Below are 16,641 nucleotides of genomic sequence, written 5' to 3' on the forward strand. Positions count from 1 at the left end.
AACGGAAGCGTGATGTCTCTCCTCCACATGCTGATGGACCCCGCCCAGCTGCTCGCGCACTTCGGTACCGCGTTCTGGGGGATCGCCCACCTCATCGTCTTCATCGAGTGCGGGCTGCCGTTCCCGCTCTTGCCCGGCGACTCGCTGCTGTTCGCGGTGGGGATGTTCTCCCACGGCGGGCAGCTCGGCGTGCCGCTGATCGTCTCGCTGCTGACGCTGATGGTCGCGGCCTTCGCCGGCAACGTCGCGGGATACGAGATCGGTCGCGGCGTCGGCGCGAGGCTCTACGAGCGCGACGGCCGCTTCCTCAAGCGCAAGCACTTCGACCGCACCATCGAGTTCTTCGACCGCTACGGCCGGCGCGCCCTGGTGCTCGGCCGGTTCGTGCCCGTGGTGCGCACCTTCATCACCGTCGTCGCGGGCGCCGGGCAGATGCCGCGCCGCGTGTTCCTGACCTGGTCCGCCGTGGGTGCGGCCCTGTGGGTCACCCTCATCACGACGCTCGGCTACGCCTTCGGCGAGGTCGCCGTGATCCGCGACCACCTCGAGATCGCCGTGCTCGTCCTCGTCGCACTCTCGGTGCTGCCGAAGGTGATCGAGGCGCAGCGCCGGAAGCTGCGGGGACCGGCGCGGTCCGACGCCGCGTCTGCTGATGCTGCGGAGTCCGACTCCGCGGAGTTCACCTCCGCAGAGTCCACCTCCGCGAAGGTCGACGCCGTCGAGGTGGCCTGAGGGGTCGTCGTCCCCGTCGGCCCCGTCGGCGGGGGACATGTGCTGGACTCATCGCTCGATGACGACAACTCCTCCCCGCCGACTGGCGGCGGCGCGGCGGTCGTGGCGGCCGCGGCATGCCGGAGGGCACTTCGCCGAGCTCCGGGACGTGGAGCCCTCGGCGCTCATCTCGCGTCGGACATGGGGAGCGGGTCGGCTTGTGAACCGGGATCGGTGCGCAGCCGCCCGTAGGTGTCGACGTCGATCCGCTCGCCATCGATGAGGAACTTGCCGCGCTCGGTTCCCTCCCTGACGAATCCGGCTGCTCGTGCCACGCGACCGGAGGCGGGGTTGTTCACGCGGTGCCCGAGCTCGAGCCGTTCGAGACCCCGGGTGGTGAGCGCCCAGTCCGCGACGGTCGCCGCCGCGCGACGCATCCACCCGCGGCCGCGCGCGGACTCCGTCATCCAGTACCCGAACCATCCACTGAGGTTGGCCTCGTCGACGCTGACGCACACGAGTCCGACCAGTGCGTCGTCCGCGGCGATGGCCCACCCCTCGTGCGGCGAGCTCTCGGAGACGAGGCGTGCGACGTAGCGCTCCGCGTCCACCAGCGTCGCCACGTCTCCCTGGCGTTCCATGTCAGGCGCGGAGGCGAATGCCGCGTGCACCGCGGCCGCGTCGGCCACGCGCAGTCGACGCAGCGCCACGTGGGGTTCGACGGTCATGCCGACTGCAGCGGTGCGATCGCGTCGATCTGATCGGCGACGCGGGCCTCCGCGATCTCCAGGTCGTACCTGGTCTGCAGAGTGAGCCAGAACTGCGGATCCACCCCGAAGTAGCGTCCCAGGCGCAGTGCAGTGTCCGCCGTGATCGCGCGCTTGCCGTGCACGATCTCGTTGATCCGCCTGGGCGGCACTCCGATGGAGACAGCGAGCTTGTTCTGGGTGATGCCGAAGCCGTTGATGAAGTCCTCCATCAGGACCTCGCCGGGGTGGACCGGGGGATAGAGCTTGTCCGGCATGAACACTCCTCAGTGGTAGTCCACGATCTCGACGTCCTCCGGGCCCGCATCCGTCCACGTCAAGCAGATCCTCCACTGGTCGTTCACCCGAATGCTGTGCTGGCCGACCCGGCCCCCCTTGAGGGCCTCCAAGCGGTTGCCCGGCGGTATGCGCAGCGTTTCGAGAGTGGTGGCGGCATCGAGCAGATGCAGCTTCCGATTCGCGGTCCTGTGGATGCGCGGATCAAGTCTCTTCGCCGGTTCGCGACGCCACACGCGCTCGGTGCCCCGGTCGGCGAACGACCTGATCATGGGAGAAGTGTATGTCGCCGGGCGTCAATAACGCCAGGCGTTATGTCAGATTCCTGGCGCGTCACCGGATGCTCCGCTCGGCGCTGGCCGGTTCGGAGGACGGCGCATTGGCCCGTGCGCCGCTCTCCGTGAGAGGACGGATCACCGGCCCGCTGACAGCGAGCGGCGGATGCCACCCCCGGCGGGTGAGCACGTCCCGCAGCCTGCGCAGCGCCCGCTCGCAGCCGTTGCGGAGATCGGCCGCGACCGTCTGCACCTCGATCCAGCCGAGAGCCTCGCGCTTCTCGCGCCGCTGGATGTCGAGGTTCTGCTGCTTCTTGGTGCGATGGCCGGCCCCGTCGTGCTCGAGGCACACCTTCCACTCGGGCCAGCACATGTCGGGCTCGTAGAGGTCGTTGCCCTCGACGACGAGTCGCTGGTTGAGCACGGGCTCGGGAAGCCCGCCGCGGATGATCGCGAGGCGGAGCCGCGTCTCCATCGGGGAATCGCTGCCCACCCGGGTCAGGTCGAGCACCTTGCGCAGCATGGGTCGGCCGGAGCCCCGATACTGGCGCACCGCGTCGCGGAGGTCTGCAGGAGTGGCGTACGGATCGAACCGCCCCTCGTATTCAGGCCGGGGTTGCCTGACCAGGTGATCGGCGATCTCGACCAACTCGTCCAGCGTGAGCTCCTGCGCGAGGTCGATCCAGGTCCGCACCCGGCTCGTGACGCGCACGCCCCGGTGGGTCACGATGTCCTCGCTTCGGATCCGCTGGCGGTTCCACGTCAGGAGCTTGTTGCTCTGCCGGCGGTACCCGTTGGCGGTGAGGTGGACGGGGTCGGGGTCGGGCTCGGGCGCGGGTTCAGGTGTCGGTGCGGGCTCGGCCCAGGGGTCGGGCTCTGCCCAAGGGTCGGGCTCAGGCGTGCGCGAAGCGGACCACGTCTGCTTCGTGAACGGCAACGGCATGCCCCACAGGCGCGCGGCGCTCAGACCCCTCGCCACCGCCATCGGGTCGTTGCGAGTGACCGCTCGCAGGGCGTCGACCTCGGTGACGTCCACAGTGCGCCGGGCGTACAGGCCGTAGCCCAGGTGGCGAAGATCCTGCGCCCGCAGACGGCCGACGGTCACTCCTTCCCGTCGTGCTTCCGATGCGCTGAACACGGCATAGGGCAGTGATCGCGGGAGGGGTGCTGAACGTCGGGCCATGCGCTCATGGTCCGACGGGGCGCGTGATGGGGCCCGTCCTCCTCCACAAGCACCAGGTCACGAGCATCAGCGACGGTTCCTCCCCAATGCGGGGCCGGCATCTTCGCGGTGTCGACGCCAGGCAGTGGAGTGGGGGCCGGCGACATGGGACTCCTGACCCAGGTGCTGGCGGCGCGGAGTTCCGGGCGCAGGTGCCGGCGGGCCGTGGCCCGGGTCCCCGGAGCCAACGCATTCGGCGTCGTCGTCGATCACGGGTGATCCGCGGGGAGAGGAGTCGGAATCCATGCCTCGCTCCACGGCGCGCGGGGAGAAGGTGTCAAATCGCCCGTGCAATTCCGGCAAGTGTTCCCCGCGCGACGAGCCGGGACGGCCCCAACGCTCACGAGTCTCGGTCCCAGGGCATTCAGCGGGGGAGACATGCTCGAATCCACGCCACGGCACCGACGCGCGGGGAACAGTTGCGGGAATTCCTGGGCGATTCCAGCAATTGTTCCCCGCCGACAGCGCCGTTGGCCCCGCCAGTAGCGCCCTCGGCCCCGCGGGCGCGCACCCGCGCTCCGCTCACAGCGCCCATGCCCCCGCCGGTGCAGACACCGCTCCCGCGGGCGCACTTCCCCGCGCCACCACCACACCCCGCAATGTCGCCCACGCCACGTCCTCCTCCCGATGTGACCTGCCCGTATGTCTCAGATGGTGGGGTCCCGGGCCAGATCCGTCGGCCCCTCGTAGACTGGCAGGCGGTCCCGTGCACCCGCCGGCACCCGCGCGGCGAGCACCGTCCCCACGGCGCGCGCCGACCGTCCGCAGCGCCGGACCCCCCGCTCCGTCCGCGCAGCACCCGGCGCGGCACGCACGCACCGCACAACGGCAGCACCCAGCACCACCCCACACCCGCACCACCAGAAGGAACACCGCCCATGAGCCTGGTCGTCCAGAAGTTCGGAGGATCCTCCGTGGCTGACGCCGACTCGATCAAGCGCGTCGCCCGCCGCATCGCCCTGTACGCGCAGGCCGGCCACCAGGTGGTCGTCGTCGTGTCCGCGATGGGGGACACCACCGACGAGCTGATCGATCTCGCCGAGCAGGTCACCCCCAACCCGCCGCCGCGCGAGCTGGACATGCTGGTCACGGCCGGTGAGCGGATCTCGATGGCGGTGCTGTCGATGGCGCTGAACGACACCGGCGTCGAGGCCCGCGCCTACACCGGCTCGCAGGCGGGGCTGATCACCGACGAGGTCCACGGCCGCGCCCACATCCTCAAGGTGACCCCCGGCCGCATCGAGGAGGCGCTGTCCGAGGGTGCGGTCGCGATCGTCGCCGGCTTCCAGGGCGTCTCGCAGACCACCAAGGACATCACCACCCTCGGCCGCGGCGGCTCGGACACCACCGCCGTCGCGCTCGCCGCGGCGCTCAAGGCCGACGTCTGCGAGATCTACTCCGACGTCGACGGCGTGTTCACCGCGGATCCGCGGATCGTCCCGTCGGCCCGTCGCGTGCCCGTCATCTCCAGCGAGGAGATGCTCGAGATGGCCGCCAACGGCTCGAAGATCCTCATGGCCCGCAGCGTCGAGTACGCGCGCCGCTACGGGGTGCCGCTGCACGTGCGCTCCTCCTACTCGGGTCGCCTCGGCACGATCGTCGCCGACGATCTCGAGCGCGAGATCCCGATCGACCCCACCGTCACCCTCCGCCCCGCGGACGTCGCCCGTCGCGACGCCGCCGACCCGACCAAGGAGCTCCCCATGGACGACATCGCAGCACCGGGCCTCGAGGCGCCGATCATCTCGGGCGTCGCGCACGATCGCAGCGAAGGGAAGATCACGGTCGTCGAGGTCCCCGACGCCCCCGGCAAGGCCGCGCTGCTGTTCGACGTGGTCGCCTCCACCGGCGCGAACATCGACATGATCGTGCAGAACTCCTCGACGGTGGACGACACCGTCGCGATCTCCCTGACCCTGCCGGAGGCCGACGCCCCCGCCGCGCTCGCCGCGATCGAGGCCGCGCGCGAGTCGATCGGCTACAGCGAAATCCGCTACAACGATCAGATCGGCAAGGTCAGCATCGTCGGCGCCGGCATGCGCTCCCACCCGGGCGTCTCGGCGAAGCTGTTCCGCTCGCTCGGCGAGGCCGGCATCAACATCGACATGATCTCCACCTCGGAGATCCGCATCTCGGTCGTCACCGAGCAGTCGCGCCTGGACGATGCGGTGCGCGTGATCCATACGGCGTTCGGCCTCGACGCCGAGCAGACCGAGGCCGTGGTCTACGGAGGGACCGGACGATGAGCACCAGCACCAGCGAGCCCCAGAACTCCCCGTCGGCCGACGGTGGCGCCTCCGGCGCCTCGGGCACCCCGGCGGGCGTCCCCGACTTCTCCGCCACTCCGGGATATGCGGCCGACGGGCCCGTCCTCGGCGTCGTGGGCGCGACCGGTCAGGTGGGCCGTGTGATGCTCGCCCTGCTCGCCGACCGCTCGGTCACCCACTCCTCGATCCGGGTGTTCGCGAGCGCGCGCAGCGCGGGGAAGACGGTCTCCTATGCCGGTCTGGACCTCGTGGTGGAGGACGCGGAGACCGCGGACATCACCTCCGAGGAGCAGCGCGTGGACGTCGCGATCTTCTCCGCCGGCGGCTCCACCTCCAAGGCGCTCGCGCCCCGCTTCGCCGCGGCTGGCGCGGTCGTGGTCGACAACTCCTCCGCGTGGCGGCGCGACGACGAGGTGCCGCTGGTGGTCTCCGAGGTGAACCCGGAGCAGGTGGCGAACCCGCCCCGCGGCATCATCGCGAACCCCAACTGCACCACCATGGCCGCGATGCCGAGCCTCAAGGTGCTGCACGACGAGGCGGGTCTGGCGCGCCTGAAGGTCGCGACCTACCAGGCGGTCTCCGGCTCCGGCGTCGCCGGTGTCGCGGAGCTCGCCTCGCAGGTCAGGGCCGGGGTCGACCGGGTCGAGGAGCTGGCGCTTGACGGGTCCGCCGTGGACCTCGGACAGCCCGGGGTGTATAAAGCGCCGATCGCGTTCAATGTCGTCGCCCTCGCCGGGAACCTGATGGACGACGGCACCGGCGAGACCGACGAGGAGCAGAAGCTGCGCAACGAGTCGCGCAAGATCCTCGGCATCCCCGATCTGCCGGTCGCCGGGACCTGCGTGCGCGTGCCGGTCATGAGCGGCCACGCCCTCGCGATCCACGCCGAGTTCGATCAGCCGATCACCCCGGAGCGGGCGCGCGAGCTGCTCGAGGCGGCGCCGGGCGTGAACGTCGTCGACCTCCCCACCCCGCTCGAGGCGGCGGGCAAGGATGGCACGTTCATCGGCCGTATCCGCCAGGACCAGTCGGTCCCGGAGGGCAAGGGGCTGATCCTGTTCGCGGTTGCCGATAATCTGCGCAAGGGCGCCGCCCTGAACGCGATCCAGATCGCGGAGCTGATCGTGTCCCGCTGAGCGATGACGACGTAGACCGAGAAGGAGAAGCATCGATGACGACTGCTGCGAGCAGTGGCACCCCGGGAGCCGGGACGGGCCCCGCCCCGTTGTCGACGGTGTTCTCCGATCGGGTCGGCGACGAGTCGCCGGGCGCATCGGCCGGGACGGTCGGTCCGCTGCAGCAGGCGCTGCGCAACCTCGACTCGATCGCCGAGGCGCAGGGCCTCGGGGACCTGCGCACTGCCATCGGCGGGACGGCGACGGCGGAGGCGGGCACCTCGTGGTCGGCGGCCGACGGGGAAGCCGCCTCCGGCACCTCGTCCCGCCGCGAGGAGATCCTCGACGCGGCCTCCGCGCTGTTCGCCGAGCGCGGCTACCACGGGGCGAGCCTGCGTGACATCTCCCGCCGCGTGGGCATCTCGCACCCGGGGATGCTGCACCACTTCAACTCCAAGGAGGTGCTGCTCGGGGCGGTGATCGACCGGCTCGAGGCGCACGCCCAGGGGCTGCTGGACTCGGTCGAGGTCATGCAGTCCTCGCCCACCACGCTGGTCGCGGCGCTGGCCGGGCCGTGGGATCCGCGGGAGCACTCGATGGCGCTGCTGGCCACGCTCTCCGCCGAGGTCGTGAACCCCGACCATCCGGGCCGCTTCCGCATCGCCCGCCTGCGCCTCGTCCACGAGCACGTGCTGGAGCAGGTGTTCCTCGGTCTGCAGGAGCGCGGGCACCTCATCGACGGCGCGAACCCCAAGTTCCTCGCCCGCTCGCTGTTCTCGCTCCTGCTGAGCCTCACCGTGCGCGAGCACACCGTGCGCGAGCTGCAGAAGCGCGCCGATGGCGACCCCATCACCGACGTCCAGGAGTTCGTGCAGCTCTGCTGCCGGGGGGAGTGAGGGGCGGGCTGTGCTCTACGGGCCGGCTGCGCCGTACGGGCTGCCTGCTATCTCCGCCCCTCACCTGTCGGCCCGACTTGTGCGCGCTCACGGTCGATCCACGGCCCGGCATCGACCGTGAGCGCGCACAAGTCGCCGCCGTGGGTGGGCAGTGGGTGGGCCGTGGGTGGCGAGTCTGGCCGCGGTGGGTCACGAGCTCGTTCCCGAGCCTGAACACGCCGCACCTGCGGGGCAGCTGGACAGGCGTCGCTGACCTGGGGTCCCACCGATCGGTAGACTCATCGATCGTGAACCTGCGCGGAAGTTCCCGATGAGTCACGGCTCGGTGCCCGAGGACCGGACCTCCGGCCTGACCGGTGGGCCGGAGCCGGACGACGCGCCGGACGCCGATGCCGCGCCGGGCGCGGACGGACCCGACGCCGAGCATCACGCCCCGCGCCGCCGCCTCCAGGCCCTGGCCGGGATCACCGTGCGCGGCAGCGACGAGAAGCCCGTCGGACGCGTCCGCGACATCTACCAGCGCGACGCCGGCGACGACCTCGCCGCGCTGAGCGTGGTGCCGCGACAGCTGAGCTCCCGCGCGGTGCTCATCCCCGTCGCGGCCATCGCCTCGCTGCCCACCCCGGGTGAGGAGAGTCGCGAGAAGGGCAAGGGCGAGGCGATCCACCTGCTGGTGGACACCGCGACCGCGAAGGCCGGGAAGCGTCCGCCGGACACCGGGCACCTCACCCCGCAGGACCTCCGCGACGCCGCCGAAGCTCTCGGCCTGGATCCCGATGACGGCACCCGCCTCCTCGACCCCGATGGCGGAACGGCCAGCCTCGATCCGGATTCCGCTGCCGAGTCCGGGACGAGCAGGCCCGACCACGCCGACGCGGCCAGCAGGCCCGACCACGGCGATGCGGCGGGCGGGTCCGCCCACGCCGACGCGGCGGGCGGGTCCGCCACCCCCGAGCGACCGGCGGCCGGATGAGGATCCTGCTGCTCACCCACTACTACGCGCCCGAGTTCGGGGCACCGCAGCGCCGCTGGTCGGCGCTGGTCGGGCGCTTCCTCGCCGCCGGGCACCAGGTGACTGTCGCGGCGCCCGTGCCGCACTACCCCATGGGCCGGCCGTCCGCCGAGCAGCGACGCGAGCACCCCGTGGGTGCCGTCGAACGGGGCATGCACGGCGAGACCGTGCTGCGCACCGCCTACCTCCCCCATCGCGGGGACATCGCCACCCGCACCGCGGATCACCTGGTCGCCGCGGGGGATGCGCTGCTTCGCCTCAGCAGGCGCTTCGCGCGTCCCGCGGACCGCCCCAATGTCATCGTCGCCACCGCTCCTGCGATCCCCACGCTGCTGCTGGGCAAGATCCTCGCCGCGCTGTGGGAGGTGCCGCTGGTGGTCGAGATGCGGGACGCCTGGCCGGACCTCGTCACCCAGGTCGGCGGCGCGGGCCCGGATGCGGCAGGCGCGACCCCGTCAACGACCGCCGCGGCCCCGTCCGCGAGCCCCCACGCTTCCTCAACGACCGTCCAGGCCCCGTCCGCGGGGAACAGTGGTCGGAATGAGGGGTCCATTCCCGCAACTTCTCCCCGCGTACCCGAGGTCGATGCTCAGCGGCTGCCCGATGCCGGGCCAGCGACCCCTTCCGCCCCGCCCGCGGGGAACAGTGGTCGGAATGAGGGGTCCATTCCCGCAACTTCTCCCCGCGCACCCGAGGTGGAGGGGAACCCCGCCACCCCCAGTGCCGACCCCGCCACCCCCAGTGCCGCCCCCGCCACCCCGGATCCCATCACTCCCCTCGACCCGGACACCCTCGCCGTCGAGGCGCTGGTCGCGGCGTCCGCCACCTCTTTCCCGGTCGAGCTGCCCGTCGCCCTGCCGCTGCACCGCCGCCTCCTCGGCCGCTGCGTCGCGGTCGCGAAGGGCGCTGTCCACCACCAGGTCACCGACTGGCAGGCGGGGGCACGCGCGGTGGTGACCACCACCGGGCGCTTCGCGGAGGTGCTGCGCACGCGGGGCATCGACCCGGTGCGCGTGGTCCGCAACGGCACGGACCTGTCGCGGATCCCGCCGCAGCGCGATCACCTGCCCGGCGACCACGAGGAGCTGCGCTGCCTGTACTTGGGCAACATGGGTCGCTCGCAGGGTCTGGACACAACGGTCCGGGCCGCCGCGCGCCTGGCCCGCGAGGGCATGAAGATCCAGCTCAGGCTTGTCGGCCACGGCGTGGAGGCCCAGGCCCTCGCAGATCTCGCCCGCGAGCTCGACGCCCCGGTCACGGTGCTGCCCCGGATCCCGCACCGCGAGGTGGGGGAGCAGTACGCGTGGGCGGACACGGTGATCGTCTCCCTGCGCTCGTGGCAGCCCTTCGCCTGGACGGTCCCCTCGAAGCTGTACGAGATCCTTGCGACCGGCCGACACATCACCGCGCTGCTCGAGGGCGAGGCGGCGGACGTGGTCCGCGACGCCGAGGCGGGGGACGTGCTGCCGCCCGAGGACGAGGACGCCCTGGTGGAGCTGTGGCGCGAGCTCGCCGCGGACCGCTCCCGCACGGCGGTGCGCACGTCGGGCAGGGCGTGGGTCGCCGAGCACGCCGACGACGACCAGCTGGCCCGGGCCTACCTCGAGATCCTCGGCCGCGTCGTCGCGAACCCCACCCGGTAGCCCCTACAGCTCCGTCTCCGCCCCCATCACCACGGTGCGCGTGGTGGGCAGCTGCAGCACCTGGGTGCGGTTCGCGCCCGCGCGCTCGAGGGTGCGGAACAGGCCCCGCTGCCAGCGCGGCATCGCCGGGTCCTGACCTGGCTCGATGCGGAACACGGACAGCACGTACATCGGTTCCATCCCCGCCAGCGCCAGCTCCGGCACGTGCTCGACGCACCCCGCATCGCACTCCGGCCCGTGCTCCCGGCCGAGCCGCTCCACCGCCTCGGCGAGCGCGGCAGGGACGTCCTGCGAGTCGTGGAACCCGACCAGGTGGGTGAGCTGCACGATCCCGGGGCCGAGCACCCGGGCGGAGGAGCGGTCCTCGGCGCGGGCGTGGGGGACGCCGAGGTGCTTCATGGTCAGGAGGACCACGTGCTCGTGCAGCACCCGGTTCATCGCGACCCCGGTGCGCAGCGCGAGCGGGACGGTGGCCTCGTTGCCGTGGGGGTAGACGACCAGGCCCGGCACGCGCGGGACTTCGCGGCTGCCGCCCGGGCTGATCTCCGCGATGAACTCCGCGAGCGGCCCCTCCATGTCGCGTCGGCGGTCGAAGAGGATCCGCGAGCCACGCTTCCACACCAGCATGATCGTGGTCAGGGCCGCGGCGATGACCAGGGGGATCCAACCGCCGGCGGGGATCTTCACGACGTTCGCGGCCAGCAGCACGAGCTCCAGCCCGCCGACCACCACCGCGAGCGGCACCACCTGCCACAGCGGCCAGCTGAGGATCCGCCTGGCGTACAGCAGGAACAGCGCCAGGACCAGGATGATCGTGGCGGTGACGGCGAGGCCGTAGGCGGCGGCTAGCGCCTCGGAGCGTCGGAAGACGAGCACGAGCACCAGCACCCCGGCGAAGAGCAGGGTGTTGATGGTGCCGATGTAGATCTGTCCGCCGTGCGCCTCGGAGGTCTGGGTGACCTTCAGGCGCGGCAGCAGGGACAGGCGCGTGGCCTGGCGGGCGACGGAGAACGCTCCGGAGATCACGGCCTGGGAGGCGATGACGGTGGCGAGCGCGGCGAGGGCCACGAGCGGCACCCGCAGGGCGTCCGGCACCATCGAGAAGAACGGGTTCACGACGGTGCGCGGGTCGGCGAGGATCAGCGCGCCCTGGCCGTAGTAGTTCAGCAGCAGTGCGGGCAGCACGAGCGCGCCCCAGGCCAGGGCGATGGGGCGCCTCCCGAAATGGCCCATGTCCGCGTACAGCGCCTCCGCGCCGGTGATCGCGAGGACCACCGCGCCGAGCGCGATGAACGCGACGCCGGGCCGGTCCACGAGGAACAGCAGCGCGTAGTGCGGGGAGAGGGCGCGCAGGATCGAGGGGTTCGCGAGCAGGTGCGGCAGACCCATTGCCGCCAGCACCACGAACCACACGATCATCACCGGCCCGAACAGCCTCCCGATCCGGGCCGTGCCGCGGCGCTGCACCGCGAACAGCGCGGTGAGCACGATCAGCGCGCCGGGCAGGATCACGGAGTTCGGCACGGAGCCGGCCACCTCGATCCCCTCGAAGGCGGAGAGCACGGAGATGGCGGGGGTGATCACGGAGTCGCCGAAGAACAGCGCCGCCCCGAGCACGCCGAGCACGAGCGCGACCGCGGCCTCGCGCGGTCCGACGCCGCCTGCGCCGCGGAGCTTGCGCAGCACGAGCGCGGTGAGCGCGAGGATCCCGCCCTCGCCCTGGTTGTCGGCCCGCATGATCAGCCCCAGGTACGTGAACGTCACGATGGTCAGCAGGCACCACGTGACCATCGAGACCACCCCGAGCACGTCCGACTCGGTCGGCGCGACGGCGTTGTGGTGCAGGGCGAACACGGTCTGCAGCGCGTACAGCGGGCTCGTGCCGATGTCGCCGAACACGACGCCGAGCGCGCCGAGCGCCGCGACGGCCAGCGGCGTGCGGGCCCGCGGCAGGCCGCGGTGGTCGAGGTGGTGGTGGCTGTGGTGGTGGGCGCCGGCGTGCGGGCCGGGGGTGCCGGCGGGGTCGTGCGGGCCGGGGTCGGCCGACGGGGTCGCGGCCGACGGGGGCTCCGTCGCCTCGGCGTCGGCGGGTATTGCGTCGGCCGACGGGGGCCGACCGGACACAGCGGGGGAGGGGGCCGCGGCAGGGACTGCGGCCGACGGGGAGGGCTCCGGATGCGGGGACGAGGGCTCGTCGGAGCGGGGCGAGCGCGAGGGGTTCTCGGGCACGGAGCGAATCCTGCCACCACCAGGGCTCCACGTCCCCACTCCGGGGGCACGGGTTTCGCTCCGTGCGTCACAGACCGCGTTCCATGGGTCGCTGCCGGCGGACTTGCGCGCGCTCACGGTCGATGTGTGGGGCGACATCGACCGTGAGCGCGCACAAGTCGGGGAGGGGGGGTGGCCGACGGGCCGGGCCGTCGGTCCGCCCCGACCCAGCCCTCCTGACCTCCGTCACAGCGAACCGTCCAGATCTGGTAACGAACCAAACGGTTCGTTAATCTCGGGGGCATGACGAACTCCCAGGACTCCGCCGCGCCCCCCGGCGGACCCGCGCCCGTCGGCGGACCCGCGCCCGTCGGCGGACCCGCGCCCGTCGGCGGTGCCTCTCCCACCGGCGCCTCTCCCACCGGCGCCTCCCGTGCCGGCACCACCCCCGCCGCGACCGCCCCCACCCCGCCCCTCCCCGGGCGGCGCGAGTGGGCGGCGCTCGTGGTGCTGATCCTCGCGGTCACGCTCCTCGCGGTGGACGGCACCGTCCTCTACCTCGCCGTCCCCTCGCTCACCGCGGACCTCGCCCCGACCGCCACGCAGATCCTGTGGATCGGGGACATCTACTCCTTCGTCCTGGCCGGTCTGCTGGTCACGATGGGCAACGTCGCCGACCGCATCGGCCGCAAGCGCCTGCTGCTGATCGGTGCCGCGGCCTTCGGTGTCGCCTCGATGATCGCGGCCTTCGCGCCGAGCGCCGGGATGCTGATCCTCGCCCGGGCCCTGCTCGGCCTCGCGGGTGCGACGATCATGCCCTCGACCCTGTCGATCATCCGCAACATGTTCCACGACCCCGCCCAGCGCACCCGCGCGATCGCGCTGTGGTCGGCCGGGACCATGGCGGGCAGCGCCGTCGGCCCGCTCGTGGGCGGAGCGCTGCTGGAGTTCTTCTGGTGGGGATCGGTGTTCCTCATCAACGTCCCGGTCATCGCGCTGATCCTGATCCTCGGCCCGTGGCTGCTGCCCGAGTCGAAAAACCCCCGCTCCGGCCCGATCGACCTCCTCTCCGCCGCGCTGTCCGTGGCCGCGATCGTCCCGCTCGTCTTCGCGATCAAGCAGGTCGTCGGCGGCGGGGAGCTCCCCGCCGCAGCGCTCGCCGCCGTGCTGGGCCTCGCCGCGGGCGCAGTCTTCCTCCGCCGGCAGAAGCGGCTCACCGTGCCGCTCATCGACGTGAACCTCTTCCGCATCTCGGCGTTCACCGGCGCCGTCGCCGCGAGCACCCTGTCGGTCTTCGCGTTCATGGGCATGCTCTACTTCTTCTCCCAGTACCTCCAGCTGGTGCGCGGCTACTCGCCGTTCTTCGCCGGGCTCGCCGAGATGCCCGCGACCCTCGCCTCCCTCGTGGTCGTCGCCGTGGTGGGCGTGGCGCTCGCACGGCTCGGCCGCGGACGCGCGATCGCCGTGGGCCTCGGCGTCGGCGCGGCGGGCCTCGCCTTCCTCGGCGTCGCCGAGGGGCTGCCCGGCTACCTCGGCATCGGCATCGCCCTCGCGGTGATCGGCCTCGGCACCGGCCTGGCGATGACGCTGTCGACCGACGCGGTCGTCGCCGCCGCCCCGCCCGAGCGCGCCGGCGCCGCCTCCTCCATCTCCGAGACCGGCTTCGAGCTCGGCGTCGCCCTCGGCATCGCCGTGCTCGGCTCCCTCCACACCGCGATCTACCGCGCCTACCTCACGATCCCCGCCGGCACCCCCGCCGACGTCGCCGCCGCCATGCAGGACTCCCTCGCCGGCGCCACTGCCATCACGGACGGGCAGAACACCGCGCTGCTCGCCCTCGCGCAGGACGCCTTCACCCACGGCACGCAGGTCACCGCCTACGTGGCCGCCGTGATCCTCGCCCTCGCGGCGGCGGTGGCGTGGCGCCTGATCCCCTCGGACACCAGGAGCACCTCGTGAACCCCACGACGACCCCGTCGGCCGACGACCCCGCGCCCCAGCGCGCTGCCGATCACGCGCCCCAGCGCGCCGACGGCCCCGCGCCTCAGCGCGCTGCCGATCACGCGCTCCAGCGCGACAAGGAGCGCACGCGCGCGGCGATACTTGAGGCGGCGCTGCGGATGATGGCCGAGCACGGCACCGGGGTGAGCCTCGCCGCGATCGCGGAGGACGCCGGGGTCTCCAAGGGCGCGCTCACCCACCACTTCCGCTCCCGCAACGCGCTCGAGGAGGCGCTGGTCCACGACGTCAACGACCGCTTCCGCGCCGAGGTGCTCGCGCACGTGGACCTCACCGAGAACCGCCCCGGCAAGCTGCTGCGCGCCTACGTGCGCACCCTCGCCTCGGACAGCGCCGCCGCTCGCGAGATCTTCTCGCCCTCTTCGCTGCTGCTCCAGCTGGGCAGCCGCCCCTTCGTCGAGGCGTCGATGCAGGAGGACGCCCGGCGCTGGCGCGAGGCGCTCTCGGCCGACGGGCTCGACGAGGCCACCGTCGTCGTGGTCCGGCTCGGCGCCGAGGGCGTCGCCTCCAGCCTTGGCAGCCCCTACCTCACCGACCGCGAGCTGGACCTCGCCCGCGAGCGGCTGCTGGCGCTGACCGAGCCCGCCTGAGCGGTGCGGCCCCGGACCGTCGGGCCGCGGTCGCGGGCGCCCGGGCTGGGAGGCCGACGAACCTGTGCGCGCTCACGGTCGATGTGCGGGCTGACATCGACCGTCAGCGCGCACAACTCGGGGCCGGGCACACGGGGTGCGCGCATTCGGCCGAGGGGCGGAGTGCGTAGGGCGCGCGGCGGCGGCCGACGGGGCCTGTGCCCGCCTCGGCTGGGCTTAGGCCCCGGCCAGTGCCTCGCGGGCGGCGCGGAAGGCGGGCAGCACGACCTCGTCGCGCAGGGCCTCCCTCTCGGCGGCCGGGGCGAAGCCGGCCTCGAGCCCGGTGAGGACCACGGCCTCGACCTCGTCCAGGCCCCAATCCAGCGCCTCGACCACCAGCGCCAGCTCCCGGGCGGTGCCGGTGCGGGACATGAGGCGGTTGTCGCTGGACAGGGCGATCGCCATCCCGTGACTGTGGAGCAGGCCGACGGGGTGGTCCGCGATGGAGTCCGCGACGCCGGTCTGCAGGTTCGAGCTCGGGCACACCTCCAGGACGATCCGCTCGCGGTGCACGCGCGCGGCGACCGGCCCCAGTGCACCGGACTCCGCGATGTCCTCGACCAGGTGCACCCCGTGCCCGAGCCGCTCGGCGCCCGCGTCCAGGGCGGCGGCGATCGAGGCGGGCCCGTCGGCCTCCCCGGCGTGGATGGTCACGCGGAGCCCCGCGGCGCCGGCCGCGGCGAAGACCTCCGCGAAGCGGGAGGCGGGGAAGCCCTTCTCGGGGCCGGCGAGGTCCAGGCCCAGCACGCCCGTGCCGCGGCGCGCGGTCGCGATCTCGACCAGGTCGTCGCTCGGCTCGAGGTGGCGCAGGTAGCACAGCAGCTGGCCCACCACGATGCGGTGCCCGGCCTGCTCGGCTGCGGCGACACCCTCGTCCAGGCCGTCCTGGACCGCCTGGACGGCCTTGTCCAGGGTGAGTCCGGCGCGGGTGTGCTGGTGAGGGGCCCAGCGGGTTTCCGCGTACACCACCCCGTCGGCCGCCATGTCCTCGACGAACTCGCGCGCGATGCGGCGCAGGTCGCCGGGGCGCTGCATGAGCGCGAGGGTGCGGTCGAAGGTGGAGAGGTAGGCGGGCAGGGAGCCGGAGTCGGCGGCGGCGTGGAACCAGTCGGCGATCGCGTCGGCGTCGGCGGCGGGCGGGTCGATGCCGAGCTCATCGCTGAGCTCGAGCACGGTCGCGGGGCGCACACCGCCGTCGAGGTGGTCGTGCAGGGCGACGAGGGGGAGGGTCCGCAGGACGTCGGGCGAGAGGCGCATCCGTGCAGGATACGCGGGGGAGGGGGTGCTTCAGCCGGTGCGCGGCCCATGCGCGGCCGGTGCGCGCCCGGGGCGTCAGGCCGCGAGGTCGCTGTCCACGAAGGACTGCACCAGGTGGCTGGGGATGGGGCCGACGGTGACCTCGTCGGGTCCGCTGGTGCACGTGATCCACGTGGCGCCGTCGCGGGTGAAGATCGTCAGCGCGTCGCCATCGGTGTCGGTGAGCTCGATGCTGTTCATGGTTCTCCGTCCTGATGCGGCCGGGGCGGGGTCGCCGTGGTGGCCGTCTACCTGTTCCACGCCGAAGGTCCCGGATCATGACGCGGTTCCGCGAACCTTTTTAG

At 72.6% G+C, this 16,641-nt stretch carries 15 protein-coding genes; 8 read left to right on the forward strand and 7 right to left on the reverse strand.

The annotated features are described in order from the left end of the window. The first annotated feature begins 12 nt into the window (after positions 1-12). Positions 13-732: a DedA family protein gene (locus HNR70_RS00170; protein ID WP_184323878.1), complete on the forward strand. Its 720-nt coding sequence runs from the start codon at positions 13-15 to the stop codon at positions 730-732. A gap of 164 nt (positions 733-896) precedes the next feature. On the opposite strand, the gene HNR70_RS00175 is transcribed toward HNR70_RS00170, so the two are convergent. The 4 genes from HNR70_RS00175 to HNR70_RS00190 form a co-directional block, all read right to left on the reverse strand. Beyond that, a complete protein-coding gene (locus HNR70_RS00175; RefSeq protein WP_184323879.1) occupies positions 897-1,439 on the reverse strand; it encodes a GNAT family N-acetyltransferase in 543 nt (180 codons plus the stop codon). Next, positions 1,436-1,735, reverse strand: a complete 300-nt coding sequence (locus HNR70_RS00180) for a HigA family addiction module antitoxin (protein ID WP_184323880.1) — start codon at positions 1,733-1,735, stop codon at positions 1,436-1,438. Before HNR70_RS00180 ends, HNR70_RS00175 begins: the two co-directional genes overlap by 4 nt. Before the next feature lie 9 nt (positions 1,736-1,744). Further along, entirely contained in the window at positions 1,745-2,026 is a 282-nt protein-coding gene (locus HNR70_RS00185; protein WP_184323881.1) for a type II toxin-antitoxin system RelE/ParE family toxin, read from the reverse strand. A gap of 61 nt (positions 2,027-2,087) precedes the next feature. Beyond that, complete coding sequence (locus HNR70_RS00190) at positions 2,088-3,065, reverse strand: putative endonuclease domain-containing protein (protein WP_184323882.1); 978 nt, start codon at positions 3,063-3,065, stop codon at positions 2,088-2,090. A 1,064-nt stretch (positions 3,066-4,129) separates the two neighbouring features. Here HNR70_RS00190 and HNR70_RS00195 point away from each other — a divergent pair. From HNR70_RS00195 to HNR70_RS00215, 5 genes are all read left to right on the forward strand, one after another. Then, positions 4,130-5,497 (forward strand): aspartate kinase, encoded by a 1,368-nt coding sequence (locus HNR70_RS00195; protein WP_184323883.1) that lies wholly within the window; start codon positions 4,130-4,132, stop codon positions 5,495-5,497. Further along, on the forward strand, positions 5,494-6,654 hold the full coding sequence (locus HNR70_RS00200) for an aspartate-semialdehyde dehydrogenase (protein WP_221421055.1): 1,161 nt from the start codon (positions 5,494-5,496) through the stop codon (positions 6,652-6,654). Before HNR70_RS00195 ends, HNR70_RS00200 begins: the two co-directional genes overlap by 4 nt. Positions 6,655-6,689: 35 nt before the next feature. Further along, the gene (locus HNR70_RS00205) at positions 6,690-7,529 is read left to right on the forward strand and encodes a TetR/AcrR family transcriptional regulator (RefSeq protein ID WP_184323884.1); all 840 of its coding nucleotides are present in this window, start codon (positions 6,690-6,692) and stop codon (positions 7,527-7,529) included. 310 nt (positions 7,530-7,839) lie between these two features. Continuing rightward, on the forward strand, positions 7,840-8,502 hold the full coding sequence (locus tag HNR70_RS00210; protein ID WP_184323885.1) for a hypothetical protein: 663 nt from the start codon (positions 7,840-7,842) through the stop codon (positions 8,500-8,502). Beyond that, complete coding sequence (locus HNR70_RS00215; protein ID WP_246375099.1) at positions 8,499-10,184, forward strand: glycosyltransferase family 4 protein; 1,686 nt, start codon at positions 8,499-8,501, stop codon at positions 10,182-10,184. The genes HNR70_RS00210 and HNR70_RS00215 overlap by 4 nt, the downstream gene beginning before the upstream one ends. Before the next feature lie 3 nt (positions 10,185-10,187). On the opposite strand, the gene HNR70_RS00220 is transcribed toward HNR70_RS00215, so the two are convergent. After that, the gene (locus HNR70_RS00220) at positions 10,188-12,413 is read right to left on the reverse strand and encodes a potassium transporter Kup (protein ID WP_312857520.1); all 2,226 of its coding nucleotides are present in this window, start codon (positions 12,411-12,413) and stop codon (positions 10,188-10,190) included. Between the two features lie 282 nt (positions 12,414-12,695). On the opposite strand from HNR70_RS00220, the gene HNR70_RS00225 reads away from it, so the two are divergent. Both HNR70_RS00225 and HNR70_RS16320 read left to right on the forward strand, forming a co-directional pair. Further along, positions 12,696-14,351 (forward strand): MFS transporter, encoded by a 1,656-nt coding sequence (locus HNR70_RS00225; protein ID WP_184323887.1) that lies wholly within the window; start codon positions 12,696-12,698, stop codon positions 14,349-14,351. Beyond that, the gene (locus tag HNR70_RS16320; protein ID WP_221421056.1) at positions 14,348-15,001 is read left to right on the forward strand and encodes a TetR/AcrR family transcriptional regulator; all 654 of its coding nucleotides are present in this window, start codon (positions 14,348-14,350) and stop codon (positions 14,999-15,001) included. The genes HNR70_RS00225 and HNR70_RS16320 overlap by 4 nt, the downstream gene beginning before the upstream one ends. 216 nt (positions 15,002-15,217) lie before the next feature. On the opposite strand, the gene HNR70_RS00235 is transcribed toward HNR70_RS16320, so the two are convergent. Both HNR70_RS00235 and HNR70_RS00240 read right to left on the reverse strand, forming a co-directional pair. Beyond that, positions 15,218-16,297 carry an adenosine deaminase gene (locus tag HNR70_RS00235; protein WP_184323888.1) on the reverse strand — a complete coding sequence of 360 codons (1,080 nt, stop codon included), beginning with the start codon at positions 16,295-16,297 and terminating at the stop codon, positions 15,218-15,220. Between the two features lie 75 nt (positions 16,298-16,372). Further along, a complete protein-coding gene (locus HNR70_RS00240; protein ID WP_184323889.1) occupies positions 16,373-16,537 on the reverse strand; it encodes a hypothetical protein in 165 nt (54 codons plus the stop codon). Between the last annotated feature and the right edge of the window lie 104 nt (positions 16,538-16,641).

It is taken from the genome of Brachybacterium aquaticum (assembly GCF_014204755.1).
GTDB lineage: Bacteria > Actinomycetota > Actinomycetes > Actinomycetales > Dermabacteraceae > Brachybacterium > Brachybacterium aquaticum.